This window comes from Aeromonas sp. 604282, from assembly GCF_049170575.1.
GTDB lineage: Bacteria > Pseudomonadota > Gammaproteobacteria > Enterobacterales > Aeromonadaceae > Aeromonas > Aeromonas veronii_A.
The window spans coordinates 456,533-478,765 of sequence record NZ_JAAKMV010000001.1 but is presented as its reverse complement, the minus strand read 5'-3'; the positions used below and the strand labels follow the sequence as shown (position 1 = coordinate 478,765).

The following is a 22,233-nucleotide window of genomic DNA, read 5'->3' as shown; positions in this document are numbered from 1 at the left end:
ATTTTTAATCAAATGGAAGGGGCTTTTTGCCCCTTTCATGCTTTTTGCGGTTTCGGCGATTGAATCTCATCTCTGCGCCCCCATATACTCAGCCAAGCGCTTTGCCAACGGTATAACAAGCCGAGAGGACATATATGAACCTAGAGCGTTCAGAACGCATCGAGATTCCCGTCCTGCCTCTTCGTGACGTGGTGGTTTACCCCCACATGGTCATTCCACTCTTTGTGGGGCGGGAAAAATCCATTCGCTGTCTGGAAGCGGCCATGGAGCAGGACAAGAAAGTTCTGCTGGTGGCCCAGAAGGATGCGTCAACCGACGAGCCGACGGTGGAGGAGATCTTCTCCGTCGGGACAGTGGCCAATATTCTGCAGATGCTCAAGCTGCCGGACGGCACCGTCAAGGTGCTGGTAGAGGGGGGACAGCGTGCCCGCCTGGAGCGGATGATCGACGACAAGGATTTCTTTGTCTGCGAGGCCCAGTACATCCCCTCCCAAGCCATTGAGGAGAAGGATCAGGAAGTGCTGGTTCGCTCCGCCATCGGCCAGTTTGAAGGCTATATCAAGCTCAACAAGAAGATCCCGCCCGAGGTACTGACCTCGATCTCGGCGATCGACGATGCTGCGCGTCTGGCTGACACCATGGCGGCCCACATGCCGCTCAAGCTGGAAGACAAGCAGAAGGTGCTGGAGATTGTCTCTGTCTCCGAGCGCATCGAATTCCTGATGGCGATGATGGAGTCGGAAATTGACCTGCTGCAGGTCGAGAAGCGCATCCGTACTCGCGTCAAGAAGCAGATGGAAAAGAGCCAGCGCGAGTATTACCTAAACGAGCAGATGAAGGCCATCCAGAAAGAGCTGGGTGAGCTGGAAGATAGCCCGGATGAGTTTGAAGCCCTCAATCGCAAGATTGAAGAGGCTGGCATGCCGGAAGATGCCCGTGAAAAGGCGCAGGCCGAGCTTGCCAAGTTGAAAATGATGTCGCCCATGTCTGCCGAGGCTACCGTGGTGCGCAGCTATGTGGACTGGATGGTTCAGGTGCCGTGGAAAGCGCGCTCCAAGGTCAAGAAAGACCTTGGCAAGGCGCAAGAGGTGCTGGATGCCGATCACTATGGCCTGGAGAAGGTCAAGGATCGCATCCTTGAATATCTGGCGGTACAGGCACGGGTGAACAAGCTCAAGGGCCCCATCCTCTGTCTGGTTGGGCCTCCCGGTGTGGGCAAGACCTCCCTTGGCCAATCTATCGCCAAGGCGACGGGCCGTAAATATGTGCGGATGGCCCTCGGTGGGGTGCGTGACGAAGCGGAGATCCGCGGTCACCGCCGTACCTATATCGGTTCCATGCCTGGCAAACTCATCCAGAAGATGGCGAAAGTCGGTGTGAAGAACCCGCTGTTCCTGCTCGACGAGATCGACAAGATGAGCTCGGACATGCGCGGCGATCCCGCATCCGCCTTGCTGGAAGTGCTGGATCCGGAACAGAACAACAGCTTCAACGATCACTACCTGGAAGTGGATTATGACCTGTCGGACGTGATGTTCGTGGCCACCTCCAACTCCATGAACATCCCGGGCCCGTTGCTGGACCGGATGGAAGTGATCCGTCTCTCCGGTTACACCGAAGATGAGAAGCTCAACATTGCCAAGCAGCATCTGGTTGCCAAGCAGATCCAGCGCAACGGCCTGAAAGAGTCCGAGATCACCATCGAAGATTCTGCCCTGGTCGGGGTGATCCGCTACTACACCCGCGAGGCGGGGGTGCGGAGTCTGGAGCGCGAGATCTCCAAGATTTGTCGCAAGGCGGTCAAACGCATCCTGCTGGACAAGAGCATCAAGCATGTTCAGGTCAATCAGGAGAACCTCAAGGAGTTCCTCGGGGTGCAGCGTTTCGATTACGGCAAGGCCACCGACCAGAATCAGGTGGGTCAGGTGTGTGGTCTGGCGTGGACCGAAGTGGGGGGCGATCTGCTCACCATCGAGACCACCAACATGCCGGGCAAGGGCAAGCTCACTTATACCGGTTCCCTCGGTGAAGTGATGCAGGAGTCCATTCAAGCGGCGATGACGGTGGTGCGCACCCGTGCCGAGAAGCTGCGCATCAACGCCGACTTCTACGAGAAGCGTGATATCCACGTGCACGTGCCGGAAGGGGCCACCCCGAAAGATGGTCCGAGCGCCGGTATCGCCATGTGTACCGCACTGGTCTCCAGCTTGACCGGTAATCCGGTTCGTGCTGATGTGGCGATGACAGGAGAGATCACCTTGCGCGGCGAAGTACTACCCATTGGTGGTCTGAAGGAGAAGTTGCTGGCAGCCCACCGTGGCGGCATCAAGCGAGTGCTTATTCCGAAAGAGAACGAGCGTGACCTTGAGGAGATCCCGGCAAACGTCAAACAAGACCTTGAAATTTATCCTGTTCGCTGGATTGACGAGGTGCTGGAATTGGCGTTGCAGGACAATCCGCAGGGGTTTGAGCGCGTTTCTGTCGTGTAAATGTTGATGCGCCGCAAATTTGGCGCATTCGGCGGGTGGTTAAGGCTTGCATGCGCCCGATAACGGAAGTAGCCTTGACCACCGATCGGGTACTCGTGATGAGTCGCAATGCGTTGTGTGGCGCGGGTTTGCGCCAGATTGTCACTTGCAACTGATCAGGAGGCTTGCTATAAAACCTCCACTTGTTGTGGCCAGGGAAATCAGCGCCGCAGCGGTGTTCGATAAAAGGGGAATATAAGAGTGAATAAATCTCAACTGATTGACAAGATTGCAGACGGTGCCGATATCTCCAAAGCTGCCGCTGGCCGTGCATTGGATGCCTTCATTGATGCTGTTGGTGAAGCGCTGAAAGAGGGTGACCAGGTTGCTCTGGTCGGTTTTGGTACTTTCGCTGTACGCGAGCGTGCTGCCCGTTCAGGCCGTAACCCGCAGACTGGCGCGACCATCGAAATCGCTGCTGGTAAAGTTCCTGCCTTCAAAGCTGGTAAGGCCCTGAAAGACGCTGTTAACTAAGTCGGTCGCTGATATCCGTCGGCTACCGTCCTTGGTCGCAGACCAGACAAGTTAGAGAGTCTTCTCTCATACTGATTGACCAAGGCGCATCGCAATCGGTGCGCCTTTTTATTGTTTACGCCCATCGAGTTCGGGAGCATAAGTACAAACATGATGTTGGATAAACTACGCGAAGGGGCGCAGGGCAAGGTAGCCAAGGTTATCTTGGGCCTGATCATCCTCTCCTTTGCCTTGGCTGGTGTAGGTAGTTACCTGAACGGCCCGGCCCGTACCGCCCCCGCCACCGTCAATGGCACCGAGATCAGTGCTGCGGCACTGGAAAATGCCTACCGTAACGAGCGCGCCCGCATGGAATCCCAGATGGGAGAGGCATTCAGCCAGCTGGCCGCGAACCCCGATTACATGAAACAGTTCCGCCGTGGCGTGCTGGATCGGCTGATCGATCAGGCGCTGCTGGACAGCAAGGCCCGTGAACTGGGTCTGCGCATCAGCGATGAACAGATCAAGCAGGCCATCGTAGCGATGCCGGAGTTTGCCGAGAACGGCAAGTTCAACAATGACCGCTATCTTCAGTTGATCCGTCGTGCTGGTATGACTCCCGAAATGTTCCGTGACTCCCTGCGTCAGGATATGGTGCGTCAACAGCTGATGAGCGCCCTGCTGGGCACCGAATTCTCTCTCAAGGGTGAAGCGGAGCAGCTCGACAAGCTCTACAACCAGACTCGCGATCTGCGCCTGGTTCGTCTGGCTGCCGCCAACTACATGGCTGACGTTCAGGTCTCCGACAACGAGCTGGAGCAGTACTACAAGACCAATGGTGCCCGTTTCATGAACGACGAGCAGGTCAAGGTCGACTATCTGCTGCTGGACGCCGCCAACCTCGCCAAAGATATCAAGGTCACCGAGCAGGATGCCCAGGATTACTACGATCAGCACCAGGATCTGTTCCAGCGTGCCGAGCGTCGCCACGTGGCTCATATTCTGATCCCGTTTGGCAAGGATGAGAAAGCGGCTGAGCAGAAGGCCGAGGCCGTATTGGCCAAAGCCAAAGCTGGAGATGATTTTGCTGCATTGGCCAAGGCTGACTCCTCCGATACCTTCTCTGCCAAAAAAGGCGGCGAGCTGGACTGGTTCGAGAAAGGGGTGATGGATCCGGCTTTCGAGAAGGCGGCCTTTGCCCTGAACAAGGCTGGTGATCTCTCCACCGTAGTGAAGAGCCCGTTCGGTTTCCACATCATCAAGCTGCTGGGGGTTCAAGCTGCCCAGACCAAGCCGTTTGCCGATGTGAAGGAAGAGACCATCACTCGTCTGCAAGCTGACAAGGCCAAGGAGAAATTCTTTGCTGAGCAGCAGAAGATGGCTGACCATAGCTTCGAGAACCCGGACTCGCTGGATCTGACTGCCGAGGCAATGGGGATGAAGGTCGATTCTACCGATTACTTCACTCAAACAAATGCCCCAGCACCGCTGAACGATCCCAAGGTGCTTTCTGTGGCGTTTTCCGAGCAGTTGCGCGAGGACAACACCAACTCCGACGTGATCGAACTCAGCGATGGCAAGGCGCTGGTACTGCACATCACCGGTCACAAGCCCAAAGCGGTCAAGCCGTTGGCCGAGGTGAAAGAGCAGGTGATTGCCGCCATCAAGCATGACAAGGCTAGCGAAGTGGCCCGTGGCAAGGCTCAGGGTTTGCTGGACAAGCTGAAGGTCGGTGAGAGCATAGATGGGGACCTGGCTGCTTTGGGGCTGAAAGTAGAAACCCACAAAGGGGTTTCCCGCTTCGAACGGGCGATGGATGAGAATCTGGTCACAGAAGCCTTTATGTTGCCCCATCCCAAAGATGGCAAGCCCAGTGTCGGGTTGGTTGCAGAGAACAATGGTGATCGCGTGGTAGTTGCGCTGGACAAGGTCAACGTCCCTGCCGCTGCGTCCGGTATGGCCGCCATGCTGCAAGCTCAGCTGGGTCAGGGCAAAGCCCAGGTGGATTACAAGTCTCTGATCGACGAGTTGCGCAAAGCAGCCAAGATCGAGTACTTCACCAGTGTGGAAGCGACCGTCGAGTAATCGGCACTGCGCAATCCATTGAAAACGGCTCCTTGATGGAGCCGTTTTTTTATCTGTGAGCAAGAGGGGAGATATTCAAGCTCTGCTCTCTGCTCTCTGCTCTCTGCTCTCTGCTCTCTGCTCTCTGCTCTCTGCTCTGTGGCGTGTAGTCACACCGCGGTTATACGCCATCTCAGTCGTCTAAAAACGGGATATAAAAAAACCGGCACCTGAGTGCCGGTTTTGCATTGCGCAGAGCGGGGTTATACCACGCCCTGGGTGCGCAGGTAATCCTCGTAGGTGCCGCCGAAGTCGCGGATGCCATCTTCGGTCAGCTCCAGGATGCGGGTCGCCAGGGAGGAGACGAATTCGCGGTCGTGAGAGACGAAGATCAGGGTCCCCTGGTAGAGCTCCAGCGCCATGTTCAAGGATTCGATGGATTCCATGTCCAGGTGGTTGGTCGGCTCATCCATGATCAGGATATTGGGGCGCTGCATCATCAGCTTGCCGAACAGCATGCGACCCTGTTCACCACCGGAGAGCACCTTGACCGGTTTCTTGATGTCGTCCTGAGAGAACAGCAGACGGCCCAGTATGGAGCGTACAGCCTGCTCGTCTTCGTTCTCCTGTTTCCACTGGGCCATCCAGTCGAACACGTTGAGATCAGTGTCGAAGTCTTCGGCGTGATCCTGAGCGTAGTAACCGATCTGGGCGTTCTCGGACCACTTGATGGTGCCGGTATCCGGAGCCAGTGCGCCCACCAAGGTCTTGATCAGAGTCGATTTACCGATACCGTTGGTACCCAGAATGGCGACCTTCTCGCCCACTTCCATCATCATGTTGAGGCCCTTGAACAGGGGACCGTCGCCATAACCCTTGGATACACCTTCCACTTCCAGGATGTTGCGATAGAGCTTTTTGTCCTGCTCGAAGCGGATGAAGGGGTTCTGGCGGCTGGAGACCTTGACGTCCTCAATCTTGATCTTGTCGATCTGCTTGAGACGGGAGGTCGCCTGACGGGACTTGGAGGCGTTGGCGCTGAAACGGGAGACGAAGGATTGCAGATCGGCGATCTGGGCCTTCTTTTTGGCGTTGTCGGCCAGCAGACGCTCGCGCGCCTGGGTGGCGGCCAGCATGTAGTCGTCGTAGTTGCCCGGGTAAACGCGCAGTTCTCCGTAGTCCAGATCCGCCATGTGGGTACAGACGGAGTTCAGGAAGTGACGGTCGTGAGAAATGATGATCATGGTGCTTTCACGATCGTTGAGCACCTGCTCCAGCCAGCGAATGGTGTTGATGTCCAGGTTGTTGGTCGGTTCGTCCAGCAACAGGATATCGGGGTTGGAGAAGAGCGCCTGTGCCAGCAGCACCCGCAGTTTCCAGCCCGGCGCCACTTCGCTCATCGGGCCGTTGTGCTGCTCAAGGGGAATGCCGACACCCAGCAGCAGCTCGCCTGCGCGCGCTTCGGCGGTGTAGCCGTCATATTCGGCGACCAGACCTTCCAGCTCAGCGGCCTTCATATAGTCTTCGTCGGTGGCTTCGAGGTTGGCGTAGATGGCATCGCGCTCGGCGATGGCTGCCCACAGCTCGGTGTGACCCATCATGACCACGTCCAGTACGCGCATATCTTCGTAGGCGAACTGATCCTGACGCAGCTTACCGATGCGCTCGTTGACGTCCAGGCTCACATTACCGCCAGTGGGCTCCAGATCACCACCGAGGATCTTCATAAAGGTGGACTTGCCACAGCCGTTGGCGCCGATAAGGCCATAGCGGTTGCCGCCGCCAAACTTGACGTTGATGTTCTCAAACAGCGGCTTGGCGCCGAACTGCATGGTGATGTTGTTGCTACTTAACAAGGTATGTGTCCCGATTGGTCTGTCAAATGGCGCGCATTATGGCACAGATCCCCCGAAAGTTTTAGCGAGAAGTGTGATCTTGATCGGGGCAAGCGGGGCGTGCAGCCGATTGATGGGCAATAAAAAAAGCCGGCGCGAGGCCGGCTTGGAAGGATGAACTTGATCTGTTAGTGGGAGGTAGCGCCAGAGGCCCCCAGCCCGGTTTGGGAGCGAACGAACTGCGGCAGGAACTTGGCGTGTTCGTCGGCGGCGTTCTGGGAGCTGTCGGTGATGGAGAAGAACCAGATCCCGACGAAGGCCAACCCCATGGAGAAGAGGGCAGGGTATTCGTAGGGGAAGATGGCCTGGGCATGGCCCAACACTTTCACCCACACAGTCGGGCCCAGGATCATCAGGGTCACTGCGCTCACCAGCCCCAGCCAGCCACCGTAGACTGCGCCACGGGTGGTCAGGCGTGACCAGAACATGGAGAGGAACAGTACCGGGAAGTTGCAGCTGGCGGCGATGGAGAAGGCCAGACCCACCATGAAGGCGATGTTCTGCTTCTCGAACAGGATCCCCAGACCAATGGCAACCACACCCAGCACCAGAGTCGTCATTTTGGAGACGCGCAGTTCATCCGTCTCGTTGGCCTTGCCCTTCTTCAGCACACTGGCATAGAGGTCATGGGAGACCGCAGAGGCTCCCGCCAGGGTCAATCCGGCAACTACCGCCAGAATGGTGGCAAATGCCACGGCGGAGATGAAGCCGAGGAACAGGCTGCCACCGACCGCATTGGCCAGATGGACTGCCGCCATGTTGGTGCCGCCCAGCAGGGCGCCGGTGGCGTCCTTGAAGGCCGGGTTGGTGCTCACCAGCAAGATGGCGCCAAAGCCGATGATGAAGGTGAGGATGTAGAAGTAGCCGATAAAGCCGGTGGCGTAGAACACCGATTTACGCGCCTCTTTGGCATCGCTCACGGTGAAGAAACGCATCAGGATATGGGGCAGACCGGCGGTACCGAACATCAATGCCAGACCGAGCGAGATGGCGGAGATGGGGTCAGCAACCAGGCCACCTGGGCTCATGATGGCGATCCCTTTCTCGTGCACCTTGACCGCTTCGCTAAACAGGGCACCGATATCGAAGTTGACCGATTTCATGACCATGATGGCCATGAAGCTGGCACCGGAGAGCAGCATCACTGCCTTAATGATCTGCACCCAGGTAGTGGCCAGCATGCCGCCAAACAGCACGTAGAGCACCATCAGGATACCGACCAGCACCACGGCCACATGGTATTGCAGGCCAAACAGCAGCTCGATCAGTTTGCCGGCACCGACCATCTGGGCGATCAGGTAGAGGGCGACCACCACCAGCGAACCACAGGCGGAGAGGGTACGCACTTCAGTCTGCTTGAGACGATAGGAGGCGACATCGGCAAAGGTATATTTGCCGAGGTTGCGCAGCCGCTCGGCGATCAGGAACAGAATGATGGGCCAGCCCACCAGAAAACCGATGGAGTAAATCAGGCCATCGTAGCCGGAGGTGTAGACCAGCGCGGAGATCCCGAGGAAGGAGGCGGCGGACATATAGTCACCGGCGATGGCCAGACCGTTCTGGAAGCCGGTGATACGGCCACCGGCCGCATAGTAGTCGGAAGCCGAGCGGTTGCGCTTGGAGGCCCAATAGGTGATGAACAGGGTGGCGGCCACAAAGACCACGAACATCACGATGGCCGATACATTGAGGGGTTGGCGTTGTACCTCGCCGGTCAGCGCATCCGCTGCCAGCAGGGGGGAGGAGGCCAGTGAGGCCAACAGCAGCCACTTGCCTTTCATGCTTTTTGCGCTCATGACTGCACTCCCTTGAGGATCTTCTGATTCAGCTCGTCAAACTCGCCGTTGGCCCGAAACACATAGATGCCGGTCAACACGAAGGAGGAGAGGATCAGTCCCACCCCGACCGGAATGCCACGGGTGACGGTGGTGCTGTCGCTGAGCGGGGTGCCGAGCCAACCGGGGGCAAAGGCGATGAGCAGAATAAACGCCAGGTAGAGTCCCAGCATCAGAGCCGAGAGGGCCCAGGCAAAACGCTGGCGTTTGGCGACCAGCTCCTGGAAGTTGGGATCTTGCTGGATCCTCAGATAGCTTTGCTGTTCCATTGCAGTTCTCCATGACATGAGTGTCAGCGGTGGATGGGGTAACCCCGACGAGCAGGCAATCTGCTCATGTAAGCAAAATGTGAATTAAATGTTATTTCTCGACAATTAGACTTTGGGATAAGTGAGCGGCGAGCCGCAGGTCAGGCGCAGGTAGATGAGCGCGGCCGTGGTGGCATCGGCAAGGGCGTCGTGGGCGGGCAGGGATGGGAGTTCAAGGTGGCTGCAGATGGCACTTAAGTGGAGGTCAATGGCCGCATCGGGATAGCGGCGATAGAGGTGGTCGTGATAGAGCTGGCTCACCTCGATCCCTCGCTGGGGCAGGGTCAATCCCCACAATTTCTGGCAGGCAAGATTGAGAATGCGCAGGTCGTAGGCGATGTGATAGCCCACCAGTTCGCGCGGGCCGATATAGTCGAGTAGCAGGCGCAGCGCGGCTTCCAGCTCCATTCCCTGTTGCAGATCCTGATGGCGCAGACCGTGGATCACCACAGATTGACTGGTCAGGCTGGCCGGTGGCTGCACCTTGATGGCGAGGGCCTCGCCGGTTAGCAGCCGGTTACCCTGAATGCGCACCGCTCCGATGGAGACGATCTCGGCCTGCTCGGGATCGAGACTGGTGGTCTCGAAATCGAGGGCGATCCGTTCATCTTTCGGTGGGGTGGCAAAGAGAGGCGTGAACTCGCCAGTTCGGAACGCACGGCCATACCAGTAGCGTCGAGCGCGGCTCAACATGGCTATTGTCTCAGACGAAAGTGCAAGGTGAGCCACTGCTGGAACTTCTTCACCTGATGCAGCGCCTGGCGCAGCAGATCCCGCTCGCTGTGGCTAAGCTCGTTTGTCTGCACCCGACTATTGCCTCCCTTTAGCTGGCTGCGCAGCCTCAGTCGGATAAAGAGCCGGAAGGCCTCCGCCAGATTGCTGCCATAGTCGGCACTGAGCCGCTCGGCGGCCACCAGTGCATCGATACGCCCCAAGGTTGAAGTCTCCAGAATGCCTGCCTCAAGGGCCAGCATGCGGATGCCGTGCACCAGCGGGAACAGGCCGCCTCGCTTCAGGTCCAGCCCTTCCGGTGGCTGCTCCAGCCTGCCAAACAGGGTGAGGGGGGCATGAAAGGCCACGGCCGGTCGCACCATCTCCGCCAGCAGATCCCGTCTGTCCGCCAACTTCTCGCGCAGTGCTCTGGCAACCGGCAGATGGAGCTGTCGATCCCCCGCGATGGGGTGAGCATCGGCCAGGGTGGCGAGCCAGAGCAGCTCATCCTCTTTTGCCGTGGTGCAGGCGCAGGCAATGGCGCTTTGCCACTCGATGCCTGTTTTTACCCAGGCCGGATTGTTCACCATCACCTGCCCGGGGCACAGCGGGTAGCCGAGGCGCTCCAGCAGGGCGCTGAATTCGGCCAGATCGGCTGCCTGGGTGGGCCATGCCAGCCCCTCTGGCAGGATCAGGGCGTTGTCCTGATCGGTTTTGAGGATCTGCTCGCCACGCCCCTCCGAGCCCAGCATCAGCAGGCAAACCTTATCCTGCACCTCGGGGGGGATCACCAGCGCAAAGGCTTTGGCGATCAGCTGCTCGTTGATGGTGGCGATGAGCTTCATCAAAAAGGCGGTGTGGATCCCCTGGGCAAACAGGGAGCGGGTCAATTGTTGCTGTTCGCGGGCCACCGCCTCCAGTGCCGGCAGGCTGTCGGCTCGGGCAATGCGCAGGGTCAGCACGTGGGAGTGGGTCGAGAAGAGCCCCAGCACCTGAGTCAGTTGCAAGATACCCGCCACTTCGTTGCCACGCCACACCACCAGTCGCTTGATGCGATGGCGGGTCATCAGCAGCAGGGCATCAAACAGATAGCTCTCCAGCGGCAGACCAATCAGGGGCGTGGGGGTCAGCACCGAGAGGGGGGCCGTCAGCGGCAATCCCTTGAGGGTCAGGGCGTGGAGCAAGGTCTTGCGGGTTGCCAGCGTGAGAGAGCCGTCGTGGGCCGGGTAGAGCAGGCAATCGGTTCCCTTGCTCACCATGGCTTCGGTCGCCGCCAGCAGTGACAGCTTGCTGTCGACGATAAGCGGTGCTTGCAGGTGGCCCGGTTCGATGCGAGTCAGGATAAATTCCGCCAGATTCTTCTGACCCAGTTGTTCGCGTTGCTCCTGCTGGCGCTGGCGCTCGGCCAGATTGGCGGTGAAGTAGCTGGCAAACTGCGGATCCTTCTCACAGAGCGCCAGAAAGGTGTGGCGAGGAATGAGCTGGCAGAGGCTATCTTCCAGTGCGGTGAAGCGGTGGCGGCAGCGACCATCAAACTGGGCGCGCACATCGAACAGATCATCGACCCCGTAATCACCAAACTGGTGGTGAGGGGCCGACTCTTCCACCGCCCCCTTGATGATGAGATAGAGGCCGGGAGGCTCGTCCCCCTCCTTGAGCAGCAGATCCCCGGCCCGAAAATAGCAGAGCGAGAGGTGACGGGAGAGCCGCTCGCGCGCCTCCTCGCCCAGTCGGTCGAACGGTGGTCTGGCAAAATTGAACAGGGTTGACATGACAGCGTCCTCTGCTGGCTTGCGGCACTCATGCAGCTCCCAGTGTGACAAAGGGAGGGGGAGGCGACCAGCCGACTTTAGTCTCAGCTGTACCACCTGTTCACACTCTGATAACGTGGTGGTATGACCAGTGAGTCAGTTTCAGGGATCAAGGAGAGGACAAGGGAGATGGAAAAACCAAGGGTCAAGTGCGAGATCCACGACGGGATTGCCGAAGTGATGCTGACGCGGGGGGACAAACTCAATGCGCTGGACCGCGCCATGTTCAGTGCCATCGATGAGACATTGACGCAGCTCGCCCGGCACAAGGGGCTGCGGGCGGTGATCCTGCATGGCGAGGGGCGGGCCTTCTGCGCCGGGCTGGATGTGAAGTCCATGCTGAGACAGCCGGTGGCGGCGCTCGATATCCTCAAGCGTGAAGCGGACGAGGCGACCAATCTGGCCCAGCGGGTCGCCTATGGCTGGCATCAGTTGCCTGTGCCGGTGATTGCGGTGACCCAGGGAGTCTGTTTTGGCGGTGGCTTGCAGATTGCGCTCGGCGCCGATTTTCGCTTCAGTACCCCCGATTGCCGCTTCTCGGTGATGGAGATCAAGTGGGGGATCATTCCCGACATGAGTGGCAGCGTCACCATGCGCAACCTGATGGGGCAGGATACCGCCATGGAGCTGGCGATGAGCGGGCGCGAGCTGGATGCCGTCGAAGCCAAATCCCTCGGGATGGTGAGCCGGGTCTGCGCGGATCCGCTGGTGGAGGCGCGGGAGTTTGCCCGCACCCTGATCACCAAGTCGCCGGATGCACTGGCGGGGATCAAGCAGCTCTACAGCCAGGCCTGGGCCCGCAGTGACGAGGCGATGCTCAAAGAGGAGACCCGGCTGCAGAAGCAGATCCTGGGACGTCCCAATCAGTGGCGAGCCACCCTTAACAGCCTGTTTCGCTGGCGTCTGCCCTTCGGGCCGCGCCGCAATGCGCTCTGACTGCGAGCTGCACGAGCGATCTACGACATGCCTGACTACCTGGGTGGCCTGCAGTCGGCGCTGCTCAACCAGGATGCCACCCTGTTTCGGCGCAAGTACTTCCTCAACGGCGCCCACATGGGCTTCATCTCCTATGCCACCGACCCGAACATGGACGATGACACCGAGGAGGAGATGAAGGAGATGATTGTGATCAGCAAGGGGGTAGGGAACTTCCGCTCCATGTTCGTCAACATCCCGGACGGCAAGCCCGATGGCATCAAGTTGATCCCAGTGGGGGATATCGCCACCAAAGACGAGTTCGCCGCCATCAAGGGGATCACCGCCCAGGATGTATTGACCAGCCACCGCTTCCCGGCGGCGCTGGCCGGTATCATTCCAACCAATGGCGGGGGAGGGCTCGGGGATCCCGAGAAGTACGATGCCACCTATGCCCGCAACGAGGTGCTACCGCTGTGCGAGCTTATCCAGGATGCCATCAACAGCGCGGGACTCCCGTCTCCCTGCGGGCCGATTTTCGGGAGAATATCGGTTCAACTGTATAAACAAACAGTATTTGCTGTGGCAAGATAGGCTGTTGATTTGGATAGTAAAGGGGGCGTAATGCGGGTTTATTGCAAAGTGTGTGGCCAGCGGGGCCGCATTACCAAGACCAACCGACTGAGCGATGATGTCTCGGATCTCTACTGCCAGTGTACCGATGCCGAGTGTGGCCACAGCTGGGTAGCCACCTTGTCGTTCGCTCACACCCTAAGCCCCTCTGCCAAGACCACCAACCAGCTGGTGCTGAGCTTGGTGAGCTCGCTGACGCCAGAGGGGAAACAGATGGTACTTAAAGGACTGGGGGCGCAATAGCGTCCCCGTCTTGCCTTATGACTTATTTATATATTGAACGACAATGAGAATATATTTTGGCCGCAAGAGGCATATTGGATCCTTCTTGTGAGCCCACAACATCCGTTAGAAATATTCATAATGTAGCTGTTTCTTAACAACGTATTCATAGATGTTAGTTATGAATAGAATTTGTAGTTATATGCAATTAATGCTGCAGATTTAGTCCTGATAATAGGCTCTAGTGATATTAGTTTGTCGATGAATTGAGGGTATTTATTCTCGCTCTCATTGCTTTTATGATATTTCTCTCTAATTATTTCAAGGCTAAAGTTTTTCATGAAGAATGCATGGTATTTTTTTTGACAAAAATTTATCTTTTCTTTTAACTCCCTCTCTTTTATTTCCTTTGATTTGTTTATTTCTTTGATGTAATAGTTGTGATCAATTTGATCACTGCTGTTTATTTGTGAGAAACGGCCAAACCGGAGGTCTTTATTTTTTATTCCTTGTGCGAATGGATAGTAATTTCCATAACCAAAATATGCAAGTACGGGAATTTTTTTCCTCTTGTCATGGCTACATATTGCAAGCTGTATATGTATTTTCTCTGTATCCAAGAATGCTGTAAATTTCTCCTTATTAACTTGTTTTCCAGTGTTATCAAGTATGTCATATAGATGACTGGGGTCTTCACCCATAAAGGTACTTTCAAATTCCTCCAGCTTCATCCTGTAAAGGAGTTTGGCGATATCTCTCATTGAGGTTTTTTTAATAAAGTTGTTTTTATTAATCGAGCTAGTAGTTTCGTTGCTGAATTCATTATACAGATTATCGATTTCTCCATTTAGCTCAAGTTTATAAAGCTCATGAGCTTCATAAAGTTCGAAAAACTCTATATCAACCACTTCTTCCAAAGTTATGTTTTTTTGTCTTAGCTTATTTGCTAGATGGCTATATTGTTCTGCTTTCTTCTTTGTGATATTGGTGTGAACCAAGATGTTATTTGGTATGCTCGTGATAATTGCATCGCCATTAGCTTTCAATTTTATTATTTTTGGGGATGAGTTGATTTTGTCTAGATCTATATCTCTTTGATCATAGAAGTATTCAATATGAGGGAAGGTTTTGTTTATTATGTGTCTATCAATATCATCTTCTGGTATATAATAGTCACCGTTAGACGTATATTCTAAATACCAGGATATTGCAGACCTTAAATTACATATGCCGAGTTCCATTGTCATTCTCAGTTCGTTGTTATATCTTTTTGATGATTTTAAAAAATCGTATGCATTTGACAAAATCTTGATTTACTTTATTTGATTGTTTGTTAATTTCGTGATGATTAATTCATATTGTCTCTCTACGATGTTAAATATTCAGTGATTTTAAAATGATACTCGTTTGAGAGATGCTCGTCACGCTTTGTTATTAGAGATATGTGAGATTACTAGCCATTGCTGCAGTTGGCATTATTGGAGGGGTGGGGAGCTGAACTTGGCGCGTTTTGCAGGTAGGACCCCGTTGGGCAGTGGTCAGGGTCATCGGATATTTGTGGATGCGGAACCAAACACTGAACGGTGATCCATTTTGAGAGGTTTTCTGCACTGTTTATTTATACAGTTTTACAGAGGGTGCTAGCATGTTTTCTCAACCAGCTCCCGATGCTCCCTTGCTGGGTCTACCTTTTTTTCTCTTCCCAGTGGCCTGCCGCAGGATATAGATCTTAACCAGTTGTGCGTTTGCGTTGCCCACTCATGAAATTCGAACTCTACTGGCCCTGATTCCTGAGCTGATTCCCCGTACCTGAGAACGGATGGTAAAGCTAAGTCCACGTTTTACCACTATGCTTAATGAGCTTCTGGTGCGCAAAAAATTTAGGGCACGAATAGTGCCCAATTAGATTAATCAACTAAATTAACGTAGCGGTTTATTTGATCCTATTATTATTTCATAATCTATACAGATTTGCACAACTTGAGTTGCAGGGGTGAACCGCATTTAGTGGGCAAACTATTTTATCCATATAGATAAATCCATACTTTCTTTAATCCTCCTGCGGTAATTTGCATGAGCAATAGCAATCCCTACACTAGTTAATTCAAATTGGTCAAAGGGAGAGTCTACCCACACGTCGAAAACCCTTTCCATTTCCGGCATTGCTGTTATCAACATTTCTTTTATCTCATCTACAGTCTTAGTCGATGATTCAAAAAGCTGCTTTAGGTTCTGCTTGACTTCACTACTAAGACCATTTCTATCAGCAATGTTCTCCAGTATATCGTCATCCAAAGCTGTAAGTTGTAATTTTCTAGGGTCGTGTAAACAGCGCATTATCAATCCATTAACATTGACTCCTGTACCTACGACTTCTTCTAACTCTGCTTCACTAAATCCTTTGGAGAAAAATGCTTTATAATTAGTTCTTATAATAGCTTCAAGCTGGCCATAGTTACCAGCTCGAACATAACCACATCCCAAGTATTCTAGATGAGAATAATCAGAGTGTTTGTCAGAAAGTTTCTCAGAAAATGGAATTACTCGGTTTTTAAAATGAGCTATCAAATCTTGATAGCTTTTTACATCAAGTCTTCTGTGTTTGGTAAATAAAAAATTTAGTGTTAATGTATCGAACTGCTCTAGAGTTAGTTTAGGTGCAACCCCAAGGGATTCATCTAACACGATTTGGACCATGTCTCTTTTGGGTGAGGCGGCCCTATCAACTAAAATGTCAACTAGGAGGTCTCCCAGATCTTGATCTCCACTGATGGCATATTGTTTTTGAACAGTAAATAATGCATTTTGAAGGGCGGGTGTTTGAAACTGATTCAAAGAATCTGGGTGGCGAGATTCTAGCTGAGAAATTACTTTTTCTGTTACTTCCTCTGCTCTATTTTGAGCAATAAGGGCAGCTTCTTGCTTTAATACAATAAAATTTGCTTTGAACACATCATTTGCAATTTCTTTAGCATCCGAATACGAGATGCCTTGATGTAAAGTAATTTCTCTCGCTTGTAAATTGGTTGAGTTATCACCGGACTGCTGATTTTGGTTTAAACTACTCATCACTCTTTTTATGAAAGAAAACATTTCCACCCGCCTGAATATTTGTAGAATTATTCCCAGAACATTGTTTTTGAGTAATGCCACTCCTCCCGCGCTTTTTGAAAAAAGCAAGTATTACCCCTATTATAGAAATACCTACCCCACTGAATACCCAAGTGTAGTTATTACTAATCCATTCAGTTATAATTTCCAATGTATTCTCCCAAACTAATACCTTTAATTAGATAAAAAAGAAATCAAATGAAATAACCATTCGTATGTTTTAGAACAGCTATCATAACTGACACTGAAGAATAGCTGTGCCTTATGATATTACCAGTCAATATCTGGTGTCTAGGTGTATTTGATTGGCACCCTTTTATAGGATTACATCTGCTGTGCAAAGATACAGCGCGTAAGCCGCCATAAGAGTTCCACCAAGCCTCGTCTTTGAAAAACTAGGGAAGTAAACGAGATAACGTATCACATGGCATGGTCATGATGCTGAGGAGCATGTTTTGACTGAGGTTACGTGTGGTGTTTATAACAACAGAGCGTAGATGAAGTGTACTAAGAATTATTTGTTTGCCGGCGAATGTATGTTTACGTTGGTCAGCCACTTGCCTCATTGAATTGAGATAATTCCAGATGGTACCTTGAGCTGTTCTGTTTGACTGTAGAGGTAAGTGAGATTCATGAGCTTATCCAGCGCGATGAAGCTACTACCGGTGATGTTGGTATCCAGTACCAAGTGATCAACCGCATATCACTTTCCCACAGTCTAGCTATATGGGGGAACTAAAGGCATCATCAGTTGGGATAGGTGACGTTTTACTGCAGTGAATTGCTTAGTGAAGAGGTGGGTAGCCCGTGCGTTCCGGTCGATAAATTCGTCACATCATGGCGATAGCCACACTTTTGATATGCGGTGTTTGTTCTCGCAACCACTCAAGCATCAATTCCTGTGGCCATGCTGGTGTGCCGTCAATCTGGGGGCCCATCCGGTAAATCTGGTTTTCCAGTGCATCATATTGTGGCGCCGTAAGCGGTTTGTAGGTGTGCGATGCATCAGGCAATTCGCCCTGCAGGGCTTCCAGCATGGAAAAAAGATCAGTCACACGCTACCTCGATCATCAGTTCGTCAAACAGTGGACTTTCCACTTCGTGTCGGTCTGCCCAGTCTAATTTATCAAGTACTCGCCAGAGTTCACATTGATATGGGTTGGGCAAAGCAGCGATCCACTGATGGCATGCCTCGAATCCGCAGGCGTTGAACAGATCGTAGCAATCCATCACCAGCGTCGGCCAATGCTCATCATCGGGAGGAATGGTGTCGGGCTGTTCGCCAGGTTCTGGTGCACCGACCATTGCGCGCAGCCATTCCAGCTCGATAAGTGGGTCGTTATCGTCCGATGGGGTCAAGCGGCTCGACTGCACCTGTCCGTTCTCCAGCCAAAGGGTGAAGCCGTCCGTGCTGACGCTGGCACCAGCCCTTAATCGCTCAATGGAAAAGGGCGATAATCCCCATTGTTCCCTCATGATCTGGTCTGCGAAGGCATCAGGATCCGGTAGCGTACAGTTATTGTCAGAGCTCCAAGGTGCCGGGCTGTCGCCCGTCTTAACCCCAACCCCCCTCGCTGCTGCCTCGGCGGCTTTCCTGGCTTCATGGGTGCCGGCGGGCACAATTTCCCACCCTTGCAGGCGGGTCTTGATGCCCAGGCGAGCGGAGGTAATGCCCATCAGGCGCTTGATGTCTTCGCCATAGCTGTTGGCTTGCTCCTCAATAAGGTGGGCCAGCTTGATGGGGTGCTCGGCACGGGTTGCCAGTGCGCCGCCCATGGCGTGCAGGTAGCAGCGGAAAATGCCGTTATCTGCGGCAAAGCGGGCTGCCTCAAAGCGCGGGTCTTGCAGCACGGGCTTGGGCGGGCCAACCAGTTCGGCATGCTTCTTGGCGTTGCTGATGCGGCGCAGCTCGCGCCATACTCCGACCGGGGCACCGCCGATCTGCTGGAAGGTGCGAATGCCCCACCAACTGGCCCAAGCCACGGCATGCAGGGCACCCTCATCGGCGGCGGTGCCAGCCTCTTCGTCATCGTCCAGGTAGGCGCCGTCGATGTTCTTGGCAATGTATTTGGCGATATAGCCGGCGGCATCCCCCTTGGCCGGATCTATCTCTTTCCAGTCAAAGTGGGGTGCCGTCGTGGTGAGCCTCGCAAACGCGAAATCCATAAACGGGCGCGTTCCTCCGTTTGAGGGCGGCCACTTGATATTTCATCAGACGATGACATACGCCCACTTTGCACCGGATTATCTCAATGACGCTGTCCGCTTTAACCCGTTGGAAAACCATCTTCAACCAGCTTGATTTCCCCCTAGAATGGGCCGAAAAAAGTGTCCACATTTTGCCAATTTTGGTGTCTTTTCACGTCCCAAAGTGTCCCCTTGTGTGGCACTTAACTCCTTGATTTAAGTGTAACTTGCTGAAATTAAAGAAATAAAAATGGCAGTCGAGGCTGCCATTTTTATTGATCTCTTATGTCGTTTTGATTCAGGAGGTCTTGCGATCCTGATCCGGCTCGAACTGATGGCCTGATTTCTCCCGCTCCAAGTTCTCTTCGGAGCGTTTGCCCACCCAGTAATCGGCGTTCTTGATGCCGAGCTTCTCCGGGTGGAATACGGGGTCAATCCCTTGTGCCTGCTGCGCTTCATAATCCTTCAGACAGGTGAAGGCGGTTTTTTGCAGCAGCAGGATGGCGATGATGTTGAGCCATGCCATCAGGCCGACCCCGATATCACCCATGCCCCACGCCAGATCTGCCGTCTTGACGGTGCCGTAGACAGTGGCAGCCATCAGCGCAATCTTCAGCAAGAAGGTGAGCCAGGGGCGATTTATCTTGCGGTTGATGTAGGCGATGTTGGTTTCGGCGATGTAGTAGTAGGCAACGATGGTGGTGAACGCGAAGAAGAACAGCGCGATGGCCACGAAAATGCTGCCAAAGCCCGGCATCATGCTCTCCATGGCGGTCTGCACATAGCCCGGGCCTGCTGCGATACCGGCAATACCCGTGTAGATGGCGGCGCCGTCCGGCCCTTGTACGTTATAGAGGCCGGTGATCAGCAGCATAAAGCCGGTGGCGGAGCAGACGAACAGGGTGTCGATATAGACGGAGAACGCCTGCACCAGACCCTGCTTCGCCGGGTGACTCACTGCCGCAGCAGAGGAGGCGTGCGGCCCGGTACCCTGACCCGCTTCGTTGGAGTAGACCCCGCGTTTTACCCCCCACATGATGGCCAGACCCAGAATGGCACCGAAACCGGCATCCAGACCGAAGGCGCTCTTCCAGATCAGCAGGATCACGCCCGGCAGTTGGCCGATATTGAGGGCGATGATGACGCAAGCCACGATGATGTAACCCAGCGCCATGAAGGGCACTACGGTACTGGCGAAGTTGGCGATACGCTTGACGCCACCGAAGATAATAAAGCCGAGCAGCAGCGCCAGACCGGCGGCGGTGACGTTCGGATCGATATTAAAGGCGGTCTGCAGGCTGGAGCCGATAGAGTTGGCCTGCACCCCAGGCAGCAGCACGCCGCAGGCGAAGACGGTCGCGATGGCGAAGGTCCAGGCGTACCACTTCATGCCAAGCCCTTTCTCGATATAGAAGGCCGGGCCGCCGCGGTATTCACCGTTGATCTTCTCCTTGTAAACCTGACCCAAGGTGGACTCCACGAAGGCGGAGCTGGCGCCAAGGAAGGCAACCATCCACATCCAGAACAGGGCGCCCGGACCACCGAAGGTGATGGCGGTCGCCACACCGGCGATGTTACCGGTCCCCACGCGACCGGCCAGGGTCATGGCCAGCGCCTGGAAGGAGGAGACACCGGCATCGGTGCTCTTGCCATCAAACATCAGGCGCACCATCTCTTTGATATGACGCAGTTGCAAAAAACGGGTGCGCAGGGAGAAGTAAAGACCGACCCCCAGACACAGGTAGATGAGCGCTGGGCTCCATATTACACCATTGATGGCATTGACGATTTCATTCATGTACAACAACTCCTTTGTTGTGTTTGTGGCGCTGTCTTGGCGAGATCTTGGCCTCGCTCTCTGTCACAGTTTGGGGCTCATTTGTTAACAGTCCGAGGTAAGCAAACGAGGGTGGCTCCAAGTGGTTTGGCAGGGCGCAAACCCGCGCCATGCATGGGAGGTAACATATCGAGTTGAATCCATTCTTCCCAGCTAAAAATGTTGTTTTGTTGCAAATTTGTGAATTGACAAGGGTGGGTGGATAATGGCAGGCAGCGTTTTCTATGAGTAAAGATGAAATCCTCCTTGTTGATCTGCGCCGGACAATGTGACGGGCGTAACACAATGGAAAGCAAACATGAGGCCAACAATGAACAATGACCCTGACACCTTGACGATCTGTCCCCCTGAGGCCGACGACGGGAGCGCCATCGCCCACCTGTTCATCCAATTGGGGTATCCTGCCGAAGGCGCTGACGTGACGGCGCGCCTGTTGGCGCCTGATCCCGCGAGCTCCGTGCTGCTCGCCTCCCAGGCTGACAAGGTGGTCGGCGTGCTGGTGTGGCACAAGCTGGCTCCACTGCATGTTGCACCAGCTTGGGGCCTGATCTCGGCGCTGGTTGTCGATGAAGGGGCAAGAGGGGCGGGAGTGGGCACAGCCTTGCTCAAGGGCGCCGAAGCGATGGCGCGGGCCGCTGGTTGCGCCCAGCTGGAGCTCTCCAGCAGTCTCAAGCGCGAGGCGGCACACCGTTTCTATCTGGCGCAGGATTATCAGGAGCGGCCGAAACGGTTCGTCAAACTGCTGTAACCTGTTTTTTTACATCAAAAGAAGGAGTAGGTGTGCTGGGATGGTTCAAATGGCTGGGTGGTCGCCCGAAAATGCCCATGAGTGAGGATGAGTTGGCACTGTGGCGTCAGGCGCTGGCGGCTGTGCCCATCTTGCAAGGGCTCAGCAACACCGAGCAGACGACGCTTATCGGCTTGGGGCAACAGCTGCTCAAGCGCAAGACCCTCACCCTGATCGGGGTAGAGCTCAGCCGCCGTCAACAGGCGGTGCTGGCGCTGCAGGCGGCGTTGCCCATCTTGCACCTCGGCCTTGACTGGTATCGCGGCTTTCACGAAATCATCATCATTCCCGAACCCGTGACCCGGCGCCAGGAGGTACAGGATGAGTTCGGTCTGGTGAGTGAGTTTGAAGAGGAGAATGCTGGCGAATCCTGGCCGCAAGGGCCGCTGGTGCTGGCCTGGAGCGAACTGCAGCAAGATGGCGACTGGGACGGCTTTAATCTGGTGATCCACGAGCTGGCCCACAAACTCGACATGCTGGGTGGTGAGGCGGACGGTGCGCCGCCGTTGCCGGGGCTGATGAGCAGCCAGCTGTGGCAACAGGCCTTTCAGAGCGCCTTCGATACGCTGTGCCAGCAGCTTGATCGGGACGAGGTAACCGCCATCGATCCCTATGCGGCCGAACATCCCGCCGAATTTTTTGCCGTCAGCTGCGAGTGCTTCTTTACCGACCCGCTGCGGTTGCAGCAGGTTTATCCGGCGGTATACCGACAACTGAGCCAGTTCTTTAGCCAGGATCCCGCGCAGCGTTTTCCCGCGACCCGCTTGCTGGCGGGGGAGGGGGTTGCAGGAGCCCGTGCCATTAATACAGATCACCCACTGTAAAACAGTGAAAAAACACCATTAATATCGGTTTGTTTTTAGCCATATACCCAGAGTTGCTGGACTCTGGGTATATGGTTTTGCGGTACTCTATTTTTGCAAATAATTTATTACA

The 22,233-nt window shown here is 54.5% G+C and carries 16 protein-coding genes and 2 pseudogenes; 8 read left to right on the top strand and 10 right to left on the bottom strand.

Annotated features, from left to right (window positions below; translation table 11 throughout):
- Positions 1-134 precede the first annotated feature (134 nt).
- The 3 genes from lon (at position 135) to ppiD (ending at position 5,066) form a co-directional block, all read left to right on the top strand.
- On the top strand, positions 135-2,489 hold the full coding sequence (gene lon, locus G5367_RS02045; RefSeq protein ID WP_216978631.1) for an endopeptidase La: 2,355 nt from the start codon (positions 135-137) through the stop codon (positions 2,487-2,489).
- A 240-nt stretch (positions 2,490-2,729) separates the two neighbouring features.
- Complete coding sequence (hupB, locus tag G5367_RS02040) at positions 2,730-3,002, top strand: nucleoid-associated protein HU-beta (protein ID WP_005315375.1); 273 nt, start codon at positions 2,730-2,732, stop codon at positions 3,000-3,002.
- Positions 3,003-3,152: 150 nt separating this feature from the next.
- Positions 3,153-5,066 (top strand): peptidylprolyl isomerase, encoded by a 1,914-nt coding sequence (ppiD, locus tag G5367_RS02035; protein ID WP_421243696.1) that lies wholly within the window; start codon positions 3,153-3,155, stop codon positions 5,064-5,066.
- 242 nt (positions 5,067-5,308) lie between these two features.
- On the opposite strand, the gene G5367_RS02030 is transcribed toward ppiD, so the two are convergent.
- The 5 genes from G5367_RS02030 to G5367_RS02010 all read right to left on the bottom strand — a co-directional run bounded on the left by G5367_RS02030 (position 5,309) and on the right by G5367_RS02010 (position 11,566).
- Entirely contained in the window at positions 5,309-6,901 is a 1,593-nt protein-coding gene (locus G5367_RS02030) for an ABC-F family ATPase (protein ID WP_058057478.1), read from the bottom strand.
- A 167-nt stretch (positions 6,902-7,068) separates the two neighbouring features.
- Positions 7,069-8,721 carry a cation acetate symporter gene (locus G5367_RS02025; protein ID WP_026035062.1) on the bottom strand — a complete coding sequence of 551 codons (1,653 nt, stop codon included), beginning with the start codon at positions 8,719-8,721 and terminating at the stop codon, positions 7,069-7,071.
- An 11-nt stretch (positions 8,722-8,732) separates the two neighbouring features.
- Positions 8,733-9,044, bottom strand: a complete 312-nt coding sequence (locus tag G5367_RS02020; protein ID WP_005336970.1) for a DUF485 domain-containing protein — start codon at positions 9,042-9,044, stop codon at positions 8,733-8,735.
- A 105-nt stretch (positions 9,045-9,149) separates the two neighbouring features.
- Positions 9,150-9,776, bottom strand: coding sequence for a 3'-5' exonuclease (locus tag G5367_RS02015; RefSeq protein ID WP_421243695.1), 627 nt, complete (start codon positions 9,774-9,776; stop codon positions 9,150-9,152).
- A 2-nt stretch (positions 9,777-9,778) separates the two neighbouring features.
- A complete protein-coding gene (locus G5367_RS02010) occupies positions 9,779-11,566 on the bottom strand; it encodes a putative nucleotidyltransferase substrate binding domain-containing protein (protein ID WP_421243694.1) in 1,788 nt (595 codons plus the stop codon).
- A 168-nt stretch (positions 11,567-11,734) separates the two neighbouring features.
- Between G5367_RS02010 and G5367_RS02005 the strand changes: the two genes are divergently transcribed.
- The 3 genes and pseudogenes from G5367_RS02005 to G5367_RS01995 all read left to right on the top strand — a co-directional run bounded on the left by G5367_RS02005 (position 11,735) and on the right by G5367_RS01995 (position 13,396).
- Positions 11,735-12,541: a crotonase/enoyl-CoA hydratase family protein gene (locus G5367_RS02005; RefSeq protein ID WP_421243693.1), complete on the top strand. Its 807-nt coding sequence runs from the start codon at positions 11,735-11,737 to the stop codon at positions 12,539-12,541.
- 18 nt (positions 12,542-12,559) lie between these two features.
- Positions 12,560-13,086 (top strand): annotated as a pseudogene (locus tag G5367_RS02000) (phage portal protein); the annotation flags it as partial.
- A gap of 58 nt (positions 13,087-13,144) precedes the next feature.
- Positions 13,145-13,396: an ogr/Delta-like zinc finger family protein gene (locus tag G5367_RS01995; RefSeq protein WP_421243692.1), complete on the top strand. Its 252-nt coding sequence runs from the start codon at positions 13,145-13,147 to the stop codon at positions 13,394-13,396.
- 158 nt (positions 13,397-13,554) lie between these two features.
- Here G5367_RS01995 and G5367_RS01990 read toward each other — a convergent pair whose 3' ends face one another.
- The 5 genes and pseudogenes from G5367_RS01990 to G5367_RS01970 form a co-directional block, all read right to left on the bottom strand.
- Complete coding sequence (locus tag G5367_RS01990; RefSeq protein ID WP_421243691.1) at positions 13,555-14,622, bottom strand: hypothetical protein; 1,068 nt, start codon at positions 14,620-14,622, stop codon at positions 13,555-13,557.
- Between the two features lie 769 nt (positions 14,623-15,391).
- Positions 15,392-16,528: an LPO_1073/Vpar_1526 family protein gene (locus G5367_RS01985; RefSeq protein WP_421243690.1), complete on the bottom strand. Its 1,137-nt coding sequence runs from the start codon at positions 16,526-16,528 to the stop codon at positions 15,392-15,394.
- A 788-nt stretch (positions 16,529-17,316) separates the two neighbouring features.
- A complete protein-coding gene (locus G5367_RS01980; protein WP_421243689.1) occupies positions 17,317-17,523 on the bottom strand; it encodes a hypothetical protein in 207 nt (68 codons plus the stop codon).
- 10 nt (positions 17,524-17,533) lie between these two features.
- Positions 17,534-18,683 (bottom strand): annotated as a pseudogene (locus tag G5367_RS01975) (replication endonuclease); the annotation flags it as partial.
- 288 nt (positions 18,684-18,971) lie between these two features.
- Positions 18,972-20,471: an alanine/glycine:cation symporter family protein gene (locus G5367_RS01970; protein ID WP_139476900.1), complete on the bottom strand. Its 1,500-nt coding sequence runs from the start codon at positions 20,469-20,471 to the stop codon at positions 18,972-18,974.
- 349 nt (positions 20,472-20,820) lie between these two features.
- Here G5367_RS01970 and G5367_RS01965 point away from each other — a divergent pair, with 349 nt between their 5' ends.
- Positions 20,821-21,258 carry a GNAT family N-acetyltransferase gene (locus G5367_RS01965; RefSeq protein WP_216978638.1) on the top strand — a complete coding sequence of 146 codons (438 nt, stop codon included), beginning with the start codon at positions 20,821-20,823 and terminating at the stop codon, positions 21,256-21,258.
- A 71-nt stretch (positions 21,259-21,329) separates the two neighbouring features.
- Complete coding sequence (locus G5367_RS01960) at positions 21,330-22,121, top strand: zinc-dependent peptidase (RefSeq protein WP_421243788.1); 792 nt, start codon at positions 21,330-21,332, stop codon at positions 22,119-22,121.
- Positions 22,122-22,233: the final 112 nt, after the last annotated feature.

What these genes read in the sequence shown, in the direction of transcription:
- ppiD (WP_421243696.1), top strand. Translation starts at nt 3,153, where the DNA reads ATGATGTTGGATAAACTACGCGAAGGGGCGCAGGGCAAGGTAGCCAAG.
- G5367_RS01995 (WP_421243692.1), top strand. Translation starts at nt 13,145, where the DNA reads ATGCGGGTTTATTGCAAAGTGTGTGGCCAGCGGGGCCGCATTACCAAG.
- G5367_RS01970 (WP_139476900.1), bottom strand. Translation starts at nt 20,471, where the DNA reads ATGAATGAAATCGTCAATGCCATCAATGGTGTAATATGGAGCCCAGCG.
- G5367_RS02015 (WP_421243695.1), bottom strand. Translation starts at nt 9,776, where the DNA reads ATGTTGAGCCGCGCTCGACGCTACTGGTATGGCCGTGCGTTCCGAACT.
- G5367_RS01980 (WP_421243689.1), bottom strand. Translation starts at nt 17,523, where the DNA reads ATGCTGGAAGCCCTGCAGGGCGAATTGCCTGATGCATCGCACACCTAC.
- G5367_RS01965 (WP_216978638.1), top strand. Translation starts at nt 20,821, where the DNA reads ATGAACAATGACCCTGACACCTTGACGATCTGTCCCCCTGAGGCCGAC.
- G5367_RS02005 (WP_421243693.1), top strand. Translation starts at nt 11,735, where the DNA reads ATGGAAAAACCAAGGGTCAAGTGCGAGATCCACGACGGGATTGCCGAA.
- G5367_RS02025 (WP_026035062.1), bottom strand. Translation starts at nt 8,721, where the DNA reads ATGAAAGGCAAGTGGCTGCTGTTGGCCTCACTGGCCTCCTCCCCCCTG.
- G5367_RS02010 (WP_421243694.1), bottom strand. Translation starts at nt 11,566, where the DNA reads ATGTCAACCCTGTTCAATTTTGCCAGACCACCGTTCGACCGACTGGGC.
- lon (WP_216978631.1), top strand. Translation starts at nt 135, where the DNA reads ATGAACCTAGAGCGTTCAGAACGCATCGAGATTCCCGTCCTGCCTCTT.
- G5367_RS01960 (WP_421243788.1), top strand. Translation starts at nt 21,330, where the DNA reads ATGCCCATGAGTGAGGATGAGTTGGCACTGTGGCGTCAGGCGCTGGCG.
- G5367_RS01990 (WP_421243691.1), bottom strand. Translation starts at nt 14,622, where the DNA reads ATGACAATGGAACTCGGCATATGTAATTTAAGGTCTGCAATATCCTGG.
- G5367_RS02020 (WP_005336970.1), bottom strand. Translation starts at nt 9,044, where the DNA reads ATGGAACAGCAAAGCTATCTGAGGATCCAGCAAGATCCCAACTTCCAG.